Consider the following 17,365-nt stretch of genomic DNA (forward strand, 5'->3'; position numbering starts at 1 on the left):
TTCAGGCGAAGGCGATGTATTTGCCCTGAACACATTATCGGAAAACCAATGTCAGAAGATTCACAGCGATATCTTTATATTCCTCATGCCGGCCCTTCACTGCTGGAAACACCCCTACTGAATAAAGGCAGTGCCTTCACTGCACGCGAAAGAGCTGCGTTTAACCTAACCGGTCTTGTGCCTCCACGGTACGAAACTATTGAAGAGCAAGTTGAACGTGCTTACATGCAGTACAGCAGCTTTGATGAAGCGCTAAATAAGCATATCTACCTGCGCGCTATACAAGACAACAATGAAACCTTGTTTTACCGCCTTATTCAAAAGCACATAGATGAGATGATGCCAATTATCTACACGCCAACAGTGGGTGATGCGTGTGAACAGTTCTCTGATATCTATCGCAGTTCTCGCGGCTTGTTTGTGTCTTATGAAGAGCGCCATCAACTAGATGATATCGTTCGCAATGCGACTAAACGAAAAGTGAAAGTTATTGTTGTGACCGACGGTGAGCGCATTCTAGGCTTGGGTGACCAAGGTATAGGAGGTATGGGCATTCCTATAGGAAAGCTGTCGCTATACACAGCTTGCGGTGGTATTAGCCCGGCGTACACGTTGCCTGTGATGTTAGATGTAGGCACTAACAACGAAAAGCTACTAAACGACCCGATGTACATGGGGGCGCGCCATCCGCGTATAGGACAGGAAGAATACGACGAATTCGTAGATATGTTCATTAACGCTGTGAAGCGACGTTGGCCTGATGTAATGATTCAGTTTGAAGATTTTGCGCAGCCAAACGCTATGCCGTTATTAAACCGCTATCGCAACGACGTATGCTGTTTTAATGACGATATTCAGGGTACCGCTGCCGTTACCCTTGGTACTATTCTGGCGGCGTGTAAAACCAAACAGCAAAAGCTACGCGACATGAAGGTGGTGTTCGTGGGGGCGGGTTCTGCGGGCTGTGGTATTGCTGAAATGCTTATTCAGCAAATGGTGTTTGAAGGCCTTACTGACGAACAAGCACGTAAGCAAGTGTTCATGATTGACCGTTTTGGCTTGGTATCAGAAGGCATGGAAGGTTTACGCGACTTCCAACAAAAACTACAGCAGAAGAATGCTGACTTGGCAGATTGGACATTCAGCGGTGACTACGCTTCTTTGCTAGATGTGATGCACTGCGCGAAGCCAGACGTACTTATTGGTGTTTCAGGTCAGCCAGGCTTATTCACTGAACAAGTTATTCGTGCCATGAAACAAGGCTGTGAGCTGCCAATCATCTTCCCGTTGAGTAACCCTTCTCGTCAGGTTGAGGCGCGCCCCGAGCAAGTAATTGAATGGACCGAAGGTGAGGTAATTATTGCAACAGGTAGTCCGTTCAAGCCTGTTGAGTACAATGGCAATATTATCCCTATTGCTCAGTGTAATAACTCGTATATTTTCCCTGGCATCGGCCTTGGTGTTGTCGCATCAAAAGCCAGGCTTATCAGTGATGAAATGTTAATGGCTGCAAGTAACGCGCTAGCGGCAGCGTCGCCATTAGTCAACACAGGTCAAGGTTCGTTGTTGCCACCACTTGCAGCAATTGCAGAAATTAGCCGTGAGATTGCTTTTGAAGTGGGCAGAGTAGCGATGGAGCAGGGACTAGCCTTGGAAATGTCTGACGACGCACTGCGCGCCAGCATTGAGCGAAACTTCTGGAAAGCAGAGTATCGTCCTTATAAGCGCGTTAGCATTTAGTAAAATGTAATGGCAACAAAAAAGCAGGCTAAGCCTGCTTTTTTTGTGCCTGTAGATTAGGTTTTCTTCATTACTTCTCTAGCATTAACAGAAATAAACAAATGTAATTTGTTCGCTTTTCATACATCTCGCGAGTAATCGTTAACAAATGTAAAATAGTGTTGCCTATGCGCAACATTTCCTTCATTCATTATACTGCCTTTACCGTCTCGCGTTTCTTAAAGTACTGATAAATATCGATTAATTTTAGTTGGCACAATGATTGATACTCTTCCTACTAGTTACAACAAGGAGCAAGAGGTGTTATTGATGACAAAGTTAAAGAGCAAGACTAATCCCTTCTGTGCGCAAGTTATGAAGCGCTCATTCTCTACGTCGTTAGTTATGGCAGCTCTTGCAACACTGTCTGCTTGTGATGCAACTAATATTGATGTGGTAGCACATGATGAAAAGGCTACGGAAAAAGCTACCGAACCTGCTTCAGAAAGTACCCTAGATGAACAAAGTGAAATGTTTGTTTATTTGGATGAATCCGACCTAATTGACGCCTATTACAAGGTCAAGTAACTCACGATTACACGCTATCGATATAGACACTGCTTTTTCCTTTGAAATCTTAACGGTGGGTATCGAATAGTTCCAGTTTGCGGGCAATGGACTGCTCGCCTTTTATTATTAAGGCCGTGCTTTGTATCTTAACAAAGTGCGGCTTTTTTATGTCAGTAACCGTATATCACCGTTTATTAGTCGACAGTGATGAGCTATAAGTCTTTAAAAGCTGTTCTTAGTAGCTATGTATTGCACTAACCTTAACGATAAAGTCATTTAAAGGAATTGCTATGTCGACAGAAAGTAACTACACGCCACCCGAGGTTTGGACTCAGGCTGAGGATGATGGCAACAAGTGGGCCAGTATCAATCGCCCTGTGTCGGGGGCTACCCATGAAAAGGCTCGCCAGAATGGCGAACATAGTTTGCAGCTTCACTCGTTAGCCACACCTAACGGTCAGAAAGTTACTATCATGCTAGAAGAGTTGTTGGCCGCTGGCGTGAACGAAGCAGAATACGACGCTTGGCTAATAAACATTGGTGAGGGCGATCAGTTTTCCTCTGGGTTTGTTGACGTTAATCCGAATAGCAAAATTCCAGCTATGGTCGATACTACAACGGCACCAGAAACCAAGCTTTTCGAGTCGGGATCAATCTTAGTTTACTTGGCGGAAAAGTTTGGAAAGTTTATTCCCCAAGACGCCCATGCAAAGGCAGAGTGCTTCAATTGGCTGTTCTGGCAGGTGGGGTCAGCGCCATATTTAGGTGGTGGTTTCGGGCACTTCTACAGCTACGCGCCGTATCCAATGGAATATCCTATCAATCGCTTTACCATGGAAACTAAGCGTCAGCTAGATGTGCTAGACAAGCACCTAGCAAACAACGAGTACATGGCAGGTAGCGAATACAGTATCGCTGATATGGCTATATGGCCGTGGTACGGCAATTTAGTGCTCGGAAATCTGTATGATGCAGCAACGTTCCTTCAAGTGCACGAGTACACCAACTTAATCCGCTGGGCTAAACAACTAGAGCAGCGCGAAGGTGTAAAGCGTGGCCGTATTGTCAATAAGACTTGGGGCGATGACGGCCAGCTAGAAAACCGCCACAGCGCAAAAGATATCGATGACGCCCTCGCCAACACCTAAACAATGGGGTCAGAGTACATTACTTTGGTTAATCGCCTTTTTAGCATCAGAATGGCTAACGAAGGGCATCAACATAAAACGGGGTCAGAACTTACTCTGGCCCGAAAGCTTAAAAAAGTACTCTGACCCCAATTTTCAGATGAGCTCTGCCACACTCTTTAAATAGGCTTGTTGAAGTGGAGTGAAATCCCATTCATTTAAGGCTTCATCGAATTCAAAGTCGCCCACACGACCACGCCACCTTTCTGTAGGTGCTGTTGTCCAGTTTTTCATATATACCAGCTTTCCATGAAGGCAGTGTAACACTTCAAGTTTTGGGGGTTCTGCCGAACTGTAAGCTACCCGCTCCGAGACAATGGCGCCTTCTTCACAGTCTTGGTCAAAAAATACAAAGCCGCGATAATTTCCGTTTTCAGTGATGGTAATAAGAGAAGCATACTCTTTACTCTCGGATACTTTTCTCATCGCAGGCAAATAACTGTCTGCACGCTTAATTTGAAGCCCTTGTGATTTGTTATGCCACTGCCAACCCGAACTGCCCATAAAAGTTAGTTCGTTATTTTTGTCGTTAAACTCCATAAGCGTTTCAAAAGTCTTCCAAGACGCAAAAGCAATCATGCACAACATTATGAAACCGGTGATGAATATGAGTGGCTTTGTCATGGTGCAAGCCCTTAGTCGATTGCGAATATTTAGTTTTCTATTTACGAAAAAAGCACATCGCTAGACTTTCATTGCAAAAAAGTAATTCGCTCTTTTTAGTCATACAAAGCTCGCCGACGCTGATTTTCGTTGTTCGATGCCCCGACAATATTAATAAATATGTAAAGGCTACCACCTGATAACGAGTGCCTCATTGTGATTTGAAATAACGATTAGCATTATCTATTTTGTTTACTTTAATTGCGTTGATGAATCAGGGATTATCTCTTTAAACGAAAAAGGTGATTAACAAAACATTGTTAATTGCGCATGTAGTGCCCAGTTTTAGCGAGACTATTAGTAAAGCTGAAAAGAGGGCGAGAAAAAACTAGAAGGAATTCGCAATGAGTAAGTGTCCATTTTCAGGTACAGCTATAAACCCTACCACGCTAACATCTAGCAATGGTGCGCCCGTTGCTAATGACAATCAAAGTCGAACTGCAGGCCCGCGCGGACCTGTTACTTTCGATAACCACTATCTATTCGAGAAGCTTGCGCACTTTAACCGCGAGCGAATTCCAGAGCGTGTAGTTCACGCCCGAGGTAGTGCAGCGCATGGGACTTTCACGCTAACTAAAAGTTTGTCTGACTATACTATTGCTGACTTCTTGCAAAAAGAAGGGCAAAAAACCGATGTGTTCTTGCGATTTTCTACGGTAGGTGGCGGCCAGGATTCAAGTGATTACGCCCGTGATCCTCGTGGTTTTTCGGTGAAGTTTTACACCGCGCAAGGTAACTGGGATATGGTGGGAAATAATACGCCTGTGTTCTTCTTGCGAGATGGTATTAAGTTCCCTGATTTTATACACAGCCAGAAAAAGAACCCACGCACTAACTTGCCAGATCCTCAAGCGGTCTATGAGTTTTGGGCGAACAACCCGCAGTCGCTACACCAATCAACGATTTTGATGTCTGACCGCGGTATACCGCTTTCCTATCGCCACGTGAATGGCTATAGCTCACATACTTTAAGCTTTTGGAACAACGCAGGTGAGCGCTATTGGGTAAAGTGGCACTTTAAAACTAACCAGGGTATTAAAACGCTCACTAACGAAGAAGCGGAAAAGATGCCTGCCTATGGCGCTCAGCAAGATCTGGTTGAAAGCATTGATAAAGGCGATTTCCCATCATGGACAGTAAACGTGCAGATTATGACCGAAGAGGAAGCACGTAATTATCATATCAATCCGTTTGATCTTACCAAGGTATGGCCGCACAGCGACTTCCCATTAATTGAAGTTGGACAGTTGGAGTTAAACCGCAATGTTGATAACTACTTTGCAGAAACTGAGCAAGCGGCGTTCGCGCCGAGCAATTTGGTACCGGGTATTGGCGCATCGCCAGACAGAATGCTTCAAGCGCGACTAATTGCCTATCAAGATGCACACAGATACCGCATTGGTGCAAACTACAACCAAATACCGGTAAATGCACCACGTTGTCCGGTACACAATTATCAGCGAGATGGCGCTTTTGCAGGGATTAACCCAGCACTTGCGGGAAGTGGAGCAAACTTCTATCCAAATAACCGTGCTCGCATTGGTGAGCCTGCTGAAATGTCAGAGGTGCAGGAGCCACCGATGCCATTAGAGCAAGATGCATGGTTAGACATTTATGATAACCGTGATGAAGACAACTACTCTCAGGCAGGTGATCTGTACCGCATTATGAGTGAAGACCAAAAGCAGCAGTTGGTAAACAATATCGCTGATGGTTTAAGCCAAGCGACTCAAGATGTTCAAGAAGCCATGTTCGTTCAATACGACTTAGCAGATAGCGACTACGGGGCTCGTGTTAGAAAGGCGGTAGCCAGCAGATAAAGTAAATGGGGTCAGAGTTAATTTTGGAAAATGTACTCTGACCCCGCTTTGTTACTGGGTAGCGACTAGGGCATAAACGTGTAAGCGAATGGCCTGAAGTGCGCGTTCTTTCCAATTGTTCCAAGTAATCCGGTTGCTAATTTCGTGCTGGTTTAAGGTAATGTACCCGTGATTAAGCGCCCAAACCTGCATAGCCACATCTTGCTTTTCTTCAACAGACAGATCTTTTTTGATTAACGCCGCGGTAAGCTTAGTTAGCGTGATAAAGGCTTTTTTACCTGCCTCGATAGCTTCATCTGATGGCGTATAGTCTTTCAAATTAGAGGCGAAAATTAACCGATAATGGGCAGCATGGGTTTCTGAAAACGTTAATATACGCTCACAGCCATTAATCACTTTTTCTGCCGCTGTATTGCCATCGGCTGCCAACATTTCACGCTCTACTAGTTCAAAGCCTTCAATGTAGAGTGCATCTAAAATACCCTGCTTACCTTTGAAATGGCTATAAATACCAATAGTAGACATACCTGCGCCTTCAGCAATGGCACGCACGCTCAGTGCATTTGTACCGCCCTTCAGAAACAGTGCAGAAGCCGCATCTAAGATCTTTTGTCGCGTATCTTTTTTCATTTACACATCATTTACATGTTGCGCAATATAACACCGTTATGTAAGGTGGCTTTATAACACTGTTATATCTCTTGGTTTAACATTCAACCTGCCTGCCCGCAGGTTACTCATAAGGATACTATATATGAAAACTGAGCAATTAACCTGCGATTATTTGATTGTAGGCGCTGGCGCGGTAGGGATGGCATTCGCTGATGTACTGCTTCACGAAACAAACGCTAACATTTTGATTGTAGATAAAAATGCGAAGCCCGGCGGGCATTGGAATTATGCCTATCCCTTCGTCACCCTACACCAGCCTTCAGCGTTCTATGGCGTATGCTCAAAAGAGTTAAATCGGGGCGTAATCGACAAGTGTGGAATGAATGAAGGCCTAATGGGGTTAGCGTCAGGCCAAGAAGTTAGCGCATATTTCGATGCCGTAATGAACGAAGCCTTTTTACCTTCAAATCGAGTGCAGTATTACCCGCTTTGCGAATACAAAGGAAATAAACAATTTATTTCCACCTTAAATGGCAAGCAGTATAACGTGACAGTGAACAAGAAAATTGTTGATGCCACTTATCTAAATACCAACATTCCGCTTACCCATACTCCAAGCTTTACTCGCGACCATGATGTAGCGTTTACGCCAGTTAATACCGTGGTCGAAAATATCAAAGGCTTTAAAAACTACGTGGTTGTCGGTGGCGGTAAAACGGGGATTGATACCTGCCTATGGCTGCTTGAAAACCACGTAGCGCCGCATAATATTCATTGGGTGGTATCGCGAGATGCTTGGTTACTCAACCGTAAAAATACGCAGCCCTTGGATGACTTCTTCTTCGACTCTATTGGGGCACAAGCAAATCAAATGGAAGCCATTGCTGCGTCAACCTCCATTGAAGATATGTTCGACAAGTTAGAGGAGCGCGGTGTTCTGTTGCGTTTAGATAAAAACGTAAGACCCAGTATGTTTCACGGTGCAACGGTAAGCGAACTAGAGCTAAAAGCCTTACAAACGCTTCCGTCTATCGTTAGAGAAGGTCGGGTTAAGCATATCAGCCGCGAAGAACTGTGTTTTGAAAGCACAACATGGAAAATGCCAGATAACGCGTTGGTCATTGACTGCTCAGCTTCTGCACTGACTAACCTAGAGATGAAAGCGGTGTTCGATGGCGACACCATCACCCCTCAAACAGTGCGCGCCTATCAACCCGTCTTTAGTGCAGCGCTTATTGCCCACGTAGAGGCGGCCTACAGCGATGAACAACAAAAGCAGATGCTGACACAAGTGGTCCCATTGCCTAATCGTGACGTCGACTGGTTACCCATGACTGCTGCCATGTTGCGAAACATGCAAATTTGGGGTGAAGACACAGCGCTGAAAGATTGGATCTACCATTGTCGGCTGGATGGCTTTTCAAAAGTAGTACACGGCGTGGCAAAAGACGATATGCAAAAAATGCAGGTGTTAGGGCGTTTGAAAGAAGCAGCGGGTCCGGCAATGCAAAAGCTGATGACCTACATACACGGCTTAAAAGCGAGTGGACAACTCTAAGAGGTTATAAATAACGATGAAACAGTTTCAAATAGACAAAACGAACCCAAACCGTTATCGAATAATGCAAACAGAAGCTAGCCTTGATAATGCGCAGATAGAGGGCTCTGGAAAGACAAAAAGCCTAGTAATCAAAATTGAAAGATTCGCGTTTACTGCCAATAACCTGACCTACTATATGGTGGGTGACAAACTTGGTTATTGGCAGTTTTTTCCACCTTTTAATACCAGTAGCAACGAAAACTGGGGCGTTATTCCAGTATGGGGCGTGGGGCAAGTAATTAGCTCTAATAACGATGCGGTAGAAGTAGGAAGTCGTTTTTTGGGTTACTTCCCACCCGCTGAATATTTGGTTATGAGTAACACTACAGTTAATAGCAGTAACCTTATCGACTGTAGCCCACATCGCTTGAAGTTGCCGCAAGGTTATAACGTATATCGCCCACTGCCTGCCCAAAAGAGCGATGCTAACGCTGAAGTAAACAATAAGCAGCACAGCCAAGAAAACTTTCAGATGTTGCTGTGGCCGCTATACGCAACGTCTTACTGTTTATCAGAAGTAGTCGATGCTATATCTGGAGCACAAAGAGAACAGTTATTAGTACTAAGTGCCTCAAGTAAAACCAGTTTAGGGCTTGCCTTTGCGTTAAATGAAGCCGGTATTAGCGCGATAGGCGTCACCTCTGAAAAGCGCATTGCATCACTTGAAGCGTTAAATGTTTACAGCGCTGTTATTAGCTATGAACAGCTGGACATGTTGCGACTAAAAAGCACCGTTGTTGTCGACATGTCCGGCAATGCCAAGGTTAAAGACTCAATAAAACATAAACTTGGTGTGCATCTAAGCAGGTACATTAACGTTGGGCTTACTCACTGGCAGGACGTTAAGCCCGCAAGCGATGAGGAGTTCTTCTTTGCGCCTGCTCATATACAGCAGCGTATGTCTGAGATTGGTGCTGCTGAGTACCAGAAGTTAAGTAGCGGGTTTGTCTCAAAAGCCATTGCGTGGAGTGCCGGTTGGTTAAACGTGAAAGAGCGTGAAGGGTTAAGCGCGCTACAAGATGACTTTAGCGAACATCAACAAGGTCATATTCCTTTAAATGAAGGGAGAATATACACACTTGCTTAGCGCGTAACCAGAGCACCCGTATCGAGTTCGAGCGCTTTGATAAAAGCGCTCGTTCGAAGGCGTTTTCACACGTATTGATTAAAGTAATCGGTGACTTTAGGCCATAAGTGCTGACATTTTCGTGAGAAAAACTTCATGTGGCCTATTTCTTTTACGTTATGAGCCTGCGGGTCGAGTTCCTCCACCTCGGCTTCCATATTGGGGAAAACGCTAATCATATCGTGGACGTTGTGAATATTAGCAATGTCATCGTCATTGGCGAGTAGCCACTTAGAAGGTATCAGAATGGTGTCGTAGTGGTGCTGGTTTACATCACTGCCAAACCCTGTTTTTACGTAGCCTTTACCGTTACACCATTTTTGCCATTGGCGCGCTACTTTTTTAGGCAGTGGCTCTCCCATGCCTACCCACTGAGATTTCGTATGGCCGAACAGTAAATTACTCACCGGGATATAGAAATTCATAAAGAAATGCGCTTTTAGCAAATAGCTTTTACGCATGTTCCGTAAACTACCTGATGAACTACCAAAGTTACAAAAAGCAGTGAGGTCGTGTACGTTGTGCATCAAACCCAGTAATTGACCACCTGCGCTATGGCCAACAAGAAAATAGGGTACATTAGGGAAATGAACCTTTAGTGTCTCTAGCACCGCCGGCATATCTTGTTCCCCCCAGGTTACTAGTGATGCATCACTTTGTTTAACGCTGCCCTTTACCGACTCGCCAATGCCTCGGTTATCGAACGTGATAACGCCAAACCCTTGCTCACACAAATAAGTAGCAAATGCGCTGTAAAACTGACGTTTGATGCCCGTAGCAGGACCAATCATGATAGCAGCTTTAGCAGTACAGGCTGGAGAGAAAAGGGAAGCGGCAAGCGGGGTGCTATCAGCACAGGTAACAGTGATATCTTTAACACTCGTATTCTTTATTGTGCCGTGTTGCTTTATTTTGCTCGACATTGGAGATCTCGAAAACTCATCTGGTCTAACCAGTAAACCTTCTGCACCAATAAAATGCAATATCCTGACTATTTATTTTGTTGATAGTTAGTGCTGAGTGATACGTGACGCGCAAATGCTACTGCTTAGCTGGGATGGTAAGCCATAGCATTCGCGATAAAACGAAATTTTCTACACCGCCAAGGTAAATACTTTAGAATTGCGCTGGAAGTTATATAGCTCTTTCTTTACGGCAGGTAGCGCACTAATGTCTGCAGGTTCAAACCCTTGCTCCAAAAACCAGTGTGCGGTAACTGTGGTCAGTACAAAAATACTGTTAATACCCGCTTCTTTAGCACGGGAGCGCACTTCATCTAAAATCCGTTCGCCACGGTTTTTACCGCGATAATCTTGGTGGGTTGCCACACAAGCTAGCTCGGCACAACCGTCTTCGGGGTATAAATACAAAGCTGCGCAGGCGATGATCATGCCGTCACGCACTATCACGATAAACTGGTTTATTTCGTTTTCTAAACGCTCACGAGAACGCTTCACTAACACGCCGCTTTCTTCTAGCGGTTTTATTAGCTTTAAGATCCCGCCCACATCTTCGATAGTTGCTGCACGCAGTTGTTCGTAATGATGTTCCATTACTAGCGAGCCAGTACCGTCACGGGTGAACAGCTCTTGAAGCAATGCGCCGTCCTTTTCAAAGCTGATGCAGTGGGCACGGGGAACACCTGCAGCTACGCTGGTGGTAAGAGCGCTTAACACCGTATCTTCGGTGGTAATGTCGCCCGCCATCATCAACTGTTCTAGCTGAGGGCGTTCAATTGTACGAAGTAAACGTCCGTCACGGTTGTATACGCCATCATAGTTTGAAAATACGATAAGTTTGTCAGCTTTAAGGGCTATAGCCGCCTGTGTGGCTACATCTTCGTGAGATAAGTTAAACACTTCTCCTGTTGATGAATAGCCCATAGGCGATAGCAGCACAATTGAGCCGTCGTTTAAATGATCGTTAATGCCGGTCGTATCAATACGACGCACTAATCCCGTGTTTTCGAAATCAACACCGCCTCGTACGCCCATCGGCTTGGCAACGACCAGGTTGCCCGAACACACGCGTATTTGAGAGCCGTGCATAGGTGAGTTGGGAAGCCCCATAGTAAGCAGAGCTTCCACTTGAGAACGCACCGAGCCGGCGGCATCTTTTACGCACTCAAGGGTTTGTTTGTCGGTAATTCGCACACCGCTTTCAAAGCGGCCTTCAATATTGCGAAGGGCAACGCGCTGATCTATCTGCGGGCGGGCACCGTGCACCACGACCACGCGCACGCCCAAGCTGTTAAGCAGGGCAATGTCGTGAATAATATTAGGGAAATTAGGATGCTCAATGGCTTCGCCACCGAACATCAACACAAAGGTTTTCCCTTGATGAGCATTAATATAGGGCAGTGAACTGCGAAACAGTTTTATGCCGTCATGATGCGCTAGTACCATCTAAGCAGTTCCTTGTCGCTACCCTTGCTTATCCAAGTCTTCCAGCTCTTGATACAGTGCTTTCGTCACAGTTTCTTTGCTGGTACCGCCCAAGATATTGCGCTGATTAACGCCGTACTCTAGCTGTAGGACCGGGTATACGTCGTCTTCAATTTTATCGCAAATCGCCTGCATGTCGCTTAATGGCAAATCTTCAATGGCACAGCCTTTGTCGATGGCCTGAAGCACAACGCGCCCTGCAATATCGTGGCCTGTTCTAAACGGTACACCTTTGCCTACCAAGTAGTCGGCAAGCTCGGTTGCATTAGAAAAGCCTTGAGTTGCCGCAGTACGACAGCGTTCTTCATTAAGTTGCAATGAGTCGAGCACTTCGCTGGCAATGCACAAACAAATGTGCCACTGATTTACCGTATCGATAGCGCCTTCTTTGTCTTCTTGCATATCTTTGTTGTACGCAAGTGGAAGGCCTTTCATGGTAACTAGCAGCGCTTGCAAAGAACCAAATACACGACCACATTTGCCGCGCATTAACTCTAGTGCATCTGGGTTTTTCTTCTGCGGCATAAGCGATGAACCAGAGGTTACGCTATCGCCTAACTGTAAGAAACCGGCTTCGCCAGAGTTATAGAAAATCATGTCTTCGGCAAGACGAGACAAATGCATCATGCTGGTGCTGGCTACAAATAAAAGCTCAAGCACAAAGTCTCTGTCCGACACAGCGTCTAGGCTATTTAGGCAGGGAGAGTCAAAGCCCAGCTCTTCAGCAATGGCATGACGGTCTACAGGGAAAGTAGTGCCTGCTAATGCACCAGATCCTAACGGGCACTGGTTCATACGGACTTTCAAGTCGTCTAAACGGCTTAAGTCACGCTTTAGCATTTCAACGTAAGCTAAGCACCAGTGTGCAAAGTGAATAGGCTGTGCACGCTGTAAGTGAGTGTAACCTGGGATGATCGCTTCTTGATGACGGCTTGCGGCATTTAGAAGAGATTTAATAACACCTAAAACATCAGCACGAAGTGAGGCAATATGTTCTCGTACCCACAGGCGAAAGTCAGTAGCCACCTGGTCGTTACGGCTACGACCTGTGTGTAGTTTACGGCCAATATCGCCAAGCTTTTCAATAAGCGCAGCTTCTACAAAGCTGTGAATATCTTCTTCGCTCGATGCGTTAAAGTCTAATTCTCCAGCATCGGCTTTCGCTTTTAACTCGCTAAGTGCTGCTTCAAGCTGTGCTTGTTCGTCAGCAGTTAGTACGCCTGCCTTTTGCAGCGCACGAGACCAGCTGATAGAGCCTTGAATATCTTGGCTTGCCATAACTTGGTCAAACGGCAGTGAGTCGTTAACCTGTTTAAACATACTACTTGCACCGGACTCAAACCGGCCACCCCACAACGCCATGCGATGCTCCTTAAATACTGTTTGTTGCCTTTGATACCTGCGCGTAGCTGCTAAAAGCTACGCGCGGTATATCATTAACCTTGATTTTTTAGTGCTTCAATACGACTTGAAAGGCTGAATAGGCGGATAAAGCCCTCAGCGTGCTTCTGGTCGTAAACATCGTCTGCACCAAAGGTAGCAAAGTCTTCAGAGTAAAGGCTGTTGGGCGATTTACGCTGGGTAACGGTAGCTTGGCCTTTATAAAGCTTAACCACGATATCGCCTGTCACTTTCTTAGCAAAAGACGCAGCACCAGCAAGCAGTGCATCGTTAAGGGCAGTAAACCAACGGCCATCGTACATAACATGTGAGAACTCAAGGCCAATTTGCTCGCGGTATTTAAGCGCCGCTTTATCTAGCACCATAGTTTCTAGCGCTTTATACGCTTTAAGTAGTACAGTGCCTCCTGGCGTTTCATAACAACCACGTGACTTCATGCCTACAAGGCGGTTTTCAACAATGTCGATACGCCCAACACCGTGTGCCGCAGCAACAGTATTAAGTTTAACTAGCGCTTGATAAGGCGATAATGCTTCACCATCAACGTGCGTAAGCTTACCTTCGTCAAAAGACAGGGTAACGCGCTCAGGCGTGTCTGGTGCATCTTCTGGGTCAACCGTCATGGTCCACACTTGCTTGGTAGGCTCTTGCCATGGATCTTCAAGCTCGCCGCCTTCGTGAGAAATGTGCCATGCGTTGGCATCACGGCTGTAAATCTTTGTTGCTGACGCTGTAGTCGCAATATTGCGCTCGGCTAGGTACGCAAGTAAGTCTTCGCGGCTTACCATATCCCACTCACGCCACGGCGCGATAACGGTAAGATCTGGAGCAAGGGCGGCAAAGGTGCTTTCAAAACGCACCTGGTCGTTACCTTTACCAGTACAACCGTGACATAGGGCGTCGGCACCTACTTTACGGGCAATCTCAACTTGCGCTTTTGCGATTACCGGGCGCGCCATTGACGTACCAAGTAAATATTCCCCTTCGTATACTGCACCTGTCGTGATAGTAGGGAAGATATATTCGCTTACGAACTCTTCTTTTAAATCAACAATGTGGCACTCGCTCGCGCCAGACGCGATAGCTTTCTCGTGAAGGCCTTCTAGCTCTTCATCACCTTGGCCCACATCTGCCGCAAATGCTACAACTTCACAGCCATAGTTTTCTTTAAGCCATGGAATGATAGCCGATGTATCAAGCCCGCCTGAATAGGCCAGCACGATTTTTTTAACGTTTTGCATCTAAATAATCCTTCTAAGCGTCTCTTTAGGCGTCTTTTTAAGCGTTAAGTAATTGAGTAAGAATGGCGTTTTGGCCATGCATTCTATTTTCGGCTTGCTGCATTAATAGCGACTTATCGCTATCAATTAACGAGCCTGTAATTTCTAAGTCGCGATGGGCTGGTTGGCAGTGCATAACGTAGCTAGCGCCAGTTGCTTCCATCAGTTCTTCATTTACCTGATAAGGCATGAACTTCTCTTTGATCACTTCAAGTGGCGTATCGTCACCCATTGAAAGCCATGTATCTGCATAGATAACGTCTGCGCCGTTAGCGGCGCTAAGGTCCGTGCTTTCTACAATCGATACACCCGTTTTCTCGGCAATCGCTTTCGCTTGCGCCACAATTTCAGGTGCCGCTTCGTGGCCCTCTGGCGTGACTACAACTTGGTTGCAACCTAAAAGCGCCCCAACAATTAATAGTGAGTGAGTTACATTGTTGCCGTCGCCTACATAGGCCATGGTAAGACCTTCGGTTTTGCCGAAGCGTTCAAACATAGTGAGGTAATCAGCAAGGCCTTGGCATGGATGATATTTATCACACAATGCATTAATAACCGGCACATTTGCAGCCTTAGAAAAGGTTTCTAGCGTCTCGTGAGAAAATACACGAGCGACTATGGCGTCAGCCCAGCACGCAAGGTTTGCAGCGGTGTCTACTGCGTCTTCACGGCCGGCTAATTTTCCCGACTGCACATCTAAATACACCATGTGGCCGCCAAGCTTGTTAATTCCAATATCGAAGCTTACGCGGGTTCGCAAAGATGGCTTTTCAAACAGGGCAACAATTGATTTCCCCGCTAGCACGTTGCTGTAACTTGCTGGGGCTTGTTTAATTTCTACAGCCAATTGCAGCAAGTTTTTCATTGCGTCGGGTGTCCAGTCTGCAAAGGTGAGTAGGTCCTGTTTCATTGTACTTCTCCGGCATTGCCTTTTGTTAATTCAGCGTTTATTGGCTTTGTGTTTGCCAGCGCTGCGGGCAGAATTTGTGTACCCGTTTTTTTATTTAAAATGTCGTTGATATCGGCTGTCCAGCTTGCGATGTAAACCGCGCGGTCTAGGCTCTCTGCAGACGCAAGTGCCGCATCTACTTTCACCTTCATTCCGTCAGTGATCACGCCTTCGTCTGCATATTTCGTAATACTTGCAGCGTTAAGTTCGCTAATTAGCGACTTGTCACCGTCCAATACACCTTCAACATTGGAAAGTAATAAAAGTTCTGCGTTAAGCAATTCGGCGATAACCGTAGCAGCTTGGTCGGCATTGACATTCAGCAGTCTACCTTGTGGGCTTGAGCCAATAGAGCTAATTACCGGAAGTGTAGATTGCGCTAGTACGTTTTTCAGAAACGCAGCGTCAGCAGTTGAAGGTACGCCTACCGCACCGTATTGATCAGCCAGTGGCTCGCATACCACCATATTCCCGTCTAGCAGAGATAAACCAACAGGAGTAATGCCTGTGGCAAGTGCCGCTGCGCAAAGTTGTTTGTTAGCAGAGCCTGCAAGTGCGCCGCAAATATAAGGCATGTGCTCGTCGGGCGTAACGCGAAGGCCATCAATTTTAGTGCTTTGAAGACCAAGGCTCGCCATTAGGGTTTCCACTAGCGGTCCACCCCCATGAACTACCACAACTGGGCGGGTGGCTTGAACGTCTTTTACGCTTAAAAATAAGCGCGTCATTGCTGCTGCATCATCAAGCAATGCACCGCCAACTTTAATTACAATTGCTGAAACACTCATAGTACTAACCCTGTCTCTACTGGCTGTTTCGTCATTATGTTTAGGCACTGTATTGCCTGAGAGGCAGCACCTTTCATTACGTTGTCTATTGCCGCTGTTACTACAGCGTATCCAGATGTTTCGTCTAGCTTCCAGTGAAGATCAACAAATGGAGTATGAGCAACGTCGTCAATTTTTGGAAAACTGGTGCGCAAACGCACAATAGGTTTATCAGCATAGGCGTCAGTGTACGCTTGTTCAAGTTGCACGCTGGTGGTACCAGCTTTAACCTTAACGGTGACCGTTGCCAAGATACCCCTTTTGAAGTTGCCAAGGTGCGGCGTGAAGATAACGGGCGTGCCTAAATACGCTTCAATTTCAGGGGTATGACGATGGCCAAGCACGCCATATGCTTGAAGACTGACCTCAAAAAAGCTGGTGGTTAAGCTGGCCTTTCTACCTGCACCCGATACGCCAGATACAGCGTTAATAACAGGACGTACGCTTTCATCTAACAAGTCATTTTCAGCAAGTGGTTTCAGTGCACTAAGGCTCGCCGTGGGGTAGCAACCCGGAACAGCAATAACATCTGCATTGGCAATTTGAGTTTCGTGCCACTCGGCAAGACCGTAAACCGCCTGAGTTAGACTTTGTTCTTGCGTATGGGGAAAGCCATAAAACTGTTCGAAAACTTGGGTGTCTTTTAGCCTAAAAGCGCCGGATAAATCGAGCACTTTTGCTTTGCCTGAAGATAACACCGGCATCCAGTCGTGGCTTGCCTCATGTGGCGTTGCAAGAAAAATAAAGTCGACGTCATTAGCCATCTCTTTTAGGGCAGCTTCTGATATGGGCGTGAGCGTAGCATTAACATGGGCTAAGTTGCCATGAAGCTGTGCAATATTTTTACCCGCATCGCTACTTTTCTCAGATACATAAGTACCCGCTAACGTAAGTTTTGGATGTTGAATTACCAACTGAACAAGTTGTGCACCTGTGTAACCACTGGCACCAATAATTGAAACGCTATACATAATTTAAAATTCAATAAAAGGAGAAAAAAATCACTTTTTACCTTTGTAAACTGGTTGGGCGTAAATCCTTGCCTAACCGCGACCACATTACAAAGGTAAAAAGTGTGCTACCGAATAAGCATAGATGTGCACACGCATCGTCGTGCGCTATGCAAGGTGTAGCCAGCCAGGGGAGAGGTAAACTCTTTGTCGTTGC

At 46.0% G+C, this 17,365-nt stretch carries 15 protein-coding genes; 6 read left to right on the forward strand and 9 right to left on the reverse strand.

Features of this window, described 5'->3' with window-relative positions; genetic code table 11:
* Positions 1-48 precede the first annotated feature (48 nt).
* From ACXAGV_RS17200 to yghU, 3 genes are all read left to right on the forward strand, one after another.
* On the forward strand, positions 49-1,740 hold the full coding sequence (locus ACXAGV_RS17200; protein WP_474874293.1) for an NAD-dependent malic enzyme: 1,692 nt from the start codon (positions 49-51) through the stop codon (positions 1,738-1,740).
* 309 nt (positions 1,741-2,049) lie between these two features.
* Positions 2,050-2,307 carry a hypothetical protein gene (locus tag ACXAGV_RS17205; protein WP_474874294.1) on the forward strand — a complete coding sequence of 86 codons (258 nt, stop codon included), beginning with the start codon at positions 2,050-2,052 and terminating at the stop codon, positions 2,305-2,307.
* Between the two features lie 272 nt (positions 2,308-2,579).
* Positions 2,580-3,437 (forward strand): glutathione-dependent disulfide-bond oxidoreductase, encoded by an 858-nt coding sequence (yghU, locus tag ACXAGV_RS17210; protein WP_474874295.1) that lies wholly within the window; start codon positions 2,580-2,582, stop codon positions 3,435-3,437.
* Positions 3,438-3,572: 135 nt separating this feature from the next.
* On the opposite strand, the gene ACXAGV_RS17215 is transcribed toward yghU, so the two are convergent.
* The gene (locus tag ACXAGV_RS17215) at positions 3,573-4,100 is read right to left on the reverse strand and encodes a hypothetical protein (RefSeq protein ID WP_474874296.1); all 528 of its coding nucleotides are present in this window, start codon (positions 4,098-4,100) and stop codon (positions 3,573-3,575) included.
* Positions 4,101-4,483: 383 nt separating this feature from the next.
* On the opposite strand from ACXAGV_RS17215, the gene ACXAGV_RS17220 reads away from it, so the two are divergent.
* Complete coding sequence (locus ACXAGV_RS17220; RefSeq protein WP_474874297.1) at positions 4,484-5,959, forward strand: catalase; 1,476 nt, start codon at positions 4,484-4,486, stop codon at positions 5,957-5,959.
* Between the two features lie 51 nt (positions 5,960-6,010).
* On the opposite strand, the gene ACXAGV_RS17225 is transcribed toward ACXAGV_RS17220, so the two are convergent.
* A complete protein-coding gene (locus tag ACXAGV_RS17225; protein WP_474874298.1) occupies positions 6,011-6,589 on the reverse strand; it encodes a TetR/AcrR family transcriptional regulator in 579 nt (192 codons plus the stop codon).
* A 124-nt stretch (positions 6,590-6,713) separates the two neighbouring features.
* On the opposite strand from ACXAGV_RS17225, the gene ACXAGV_RS17230 reads away from it, so the two are divergent.
* Both ACXAGV_RS17230 and ACXAGV_RS17235 read left to right on the forward strand, forming a co-directional pair.
* Positions 6,714-8,129, forward strand: a complete 1,416-nt coding sequence (locus ACXAGV_RS17230) for an NAD(P)-binding protein (protein WP_474874299.1) — start codon at positions 6,714-6,716, stop codon at positions 8,127-8,129.
* A 16-nt stretch (positions 8,130-8,145) separates the two neighbouring features.
* A complete protein-coding gene (locus tag ACXAGV_RS17235; RefSeq protein WP_474874300.1) occupies positions 8,146-9,258 on the forward strand; it encodes a DUF2855 family protein in 1,113 nt (370 codons plus the stop codon).
* A gap of 65 nt (positions 9,259-9,323) precedes the next feature.
* Here the strand turns inward: ACXAGV_RS17235 and ACXAGV_RS17240 are convergent, their stop codons facing one another.
* From ACXAGV_RS17240 to argC, 7 genes are all read right to left on the reverse strand, one after another.
* On the reverse strand, positions 9,324-10,220 hold the full coding sequence (locus ACXAGV_RS17240; RefSeq protein ID WP_474874301.1) for an alpha/beta hydrolase family protein: 897 nt from the start codon (positions 10,218-10,220) through the stop codon (positions 9,324-9,326).
* A gap of 171 nt (positions 10,221-10,391) precedes the next feature.
* Positions 10,392-11,702 carry an amino-acid N-acetyltransferase gene (gene argA / locus ACXAGV_RS17245; protein WP_474874302.1) on the reverse strand — a complete coding sequence of 437 codons (1,311 nt, stop codon included), beginning with the start codon at positions 11,700-11,702 and terminating at the stop codon, positions 10,392-10,394.
* A gap of 18 nt (positions 11,703-11,720) precedes the next feature.
* Positions 11,721-13,103: an argininosuccinate lyase gene (argH, locus tag ACXAGV_RS17250; protein WP_118490460.1), complete on the reverse strand. Its 1,383-nt coding sequence runs from the start codon at positions 13,101-13,103 to the stop codon at positions 11,721-11,723.
* Positions 13,104-13,177: 74 nt separating this feature from the next.
* Positions 13,178-14,383: an argininosuccinate synthase gene (locus ACXAGV_RS17255; protein WP_474809056.1), complete on the reverse strand. Its 1,206-nt coding sequence runs from the start codon at positions 14,381-14,383 to the stop codon at positions 13,178-13,180.
* 37 nt (positions 14,384-14,420) lie between these two features.
* Positions 14,421-15,332 carry an ornithine carbamoyltransferase gene (locus tag ACXAGV_RS17260; protein WP_474874303.1) on the reverse strand — a complete coding sequence of 304 codons (912 nt, stop codon included), beginning with the start codon at positions 15,330-15,332 and terminating at the stop codon, positions 14,421-14,423.
* Entirely contained in the window at positions 15,329-16,159 is an 831-nt protein-coding gene (argB, locus tag ACXAGV_RS17265) for an acetylglutamate kinase (protein WP_474874304.1), read from the reverse strand. The genes ACXAGV_RS17260 and argB overlap by 4 nt, the downstream gene beginning before the upstream one ends.
* A complete protein-coding gene (gene argC, locus ACXAGV_RS17270; RefSeq protein ID WP_474874305.1) occupies positions 16,156-17,169 on the reverse strand; it encodes an N-acetyl-gamma-glutamyl-phosphate reductase in 1,014 nt (337 codons plus the stop codon). The genes argB and argC overlap by 4 nt, the downstream gene beginning before the upstream one ends.
* Positions 17,170-17,365: the final 196 nt, after the last annotated feature.

The sequence above is a fragment of the Alteromonas sp. ABH4_453 genome, assembly GCF_056160665.1.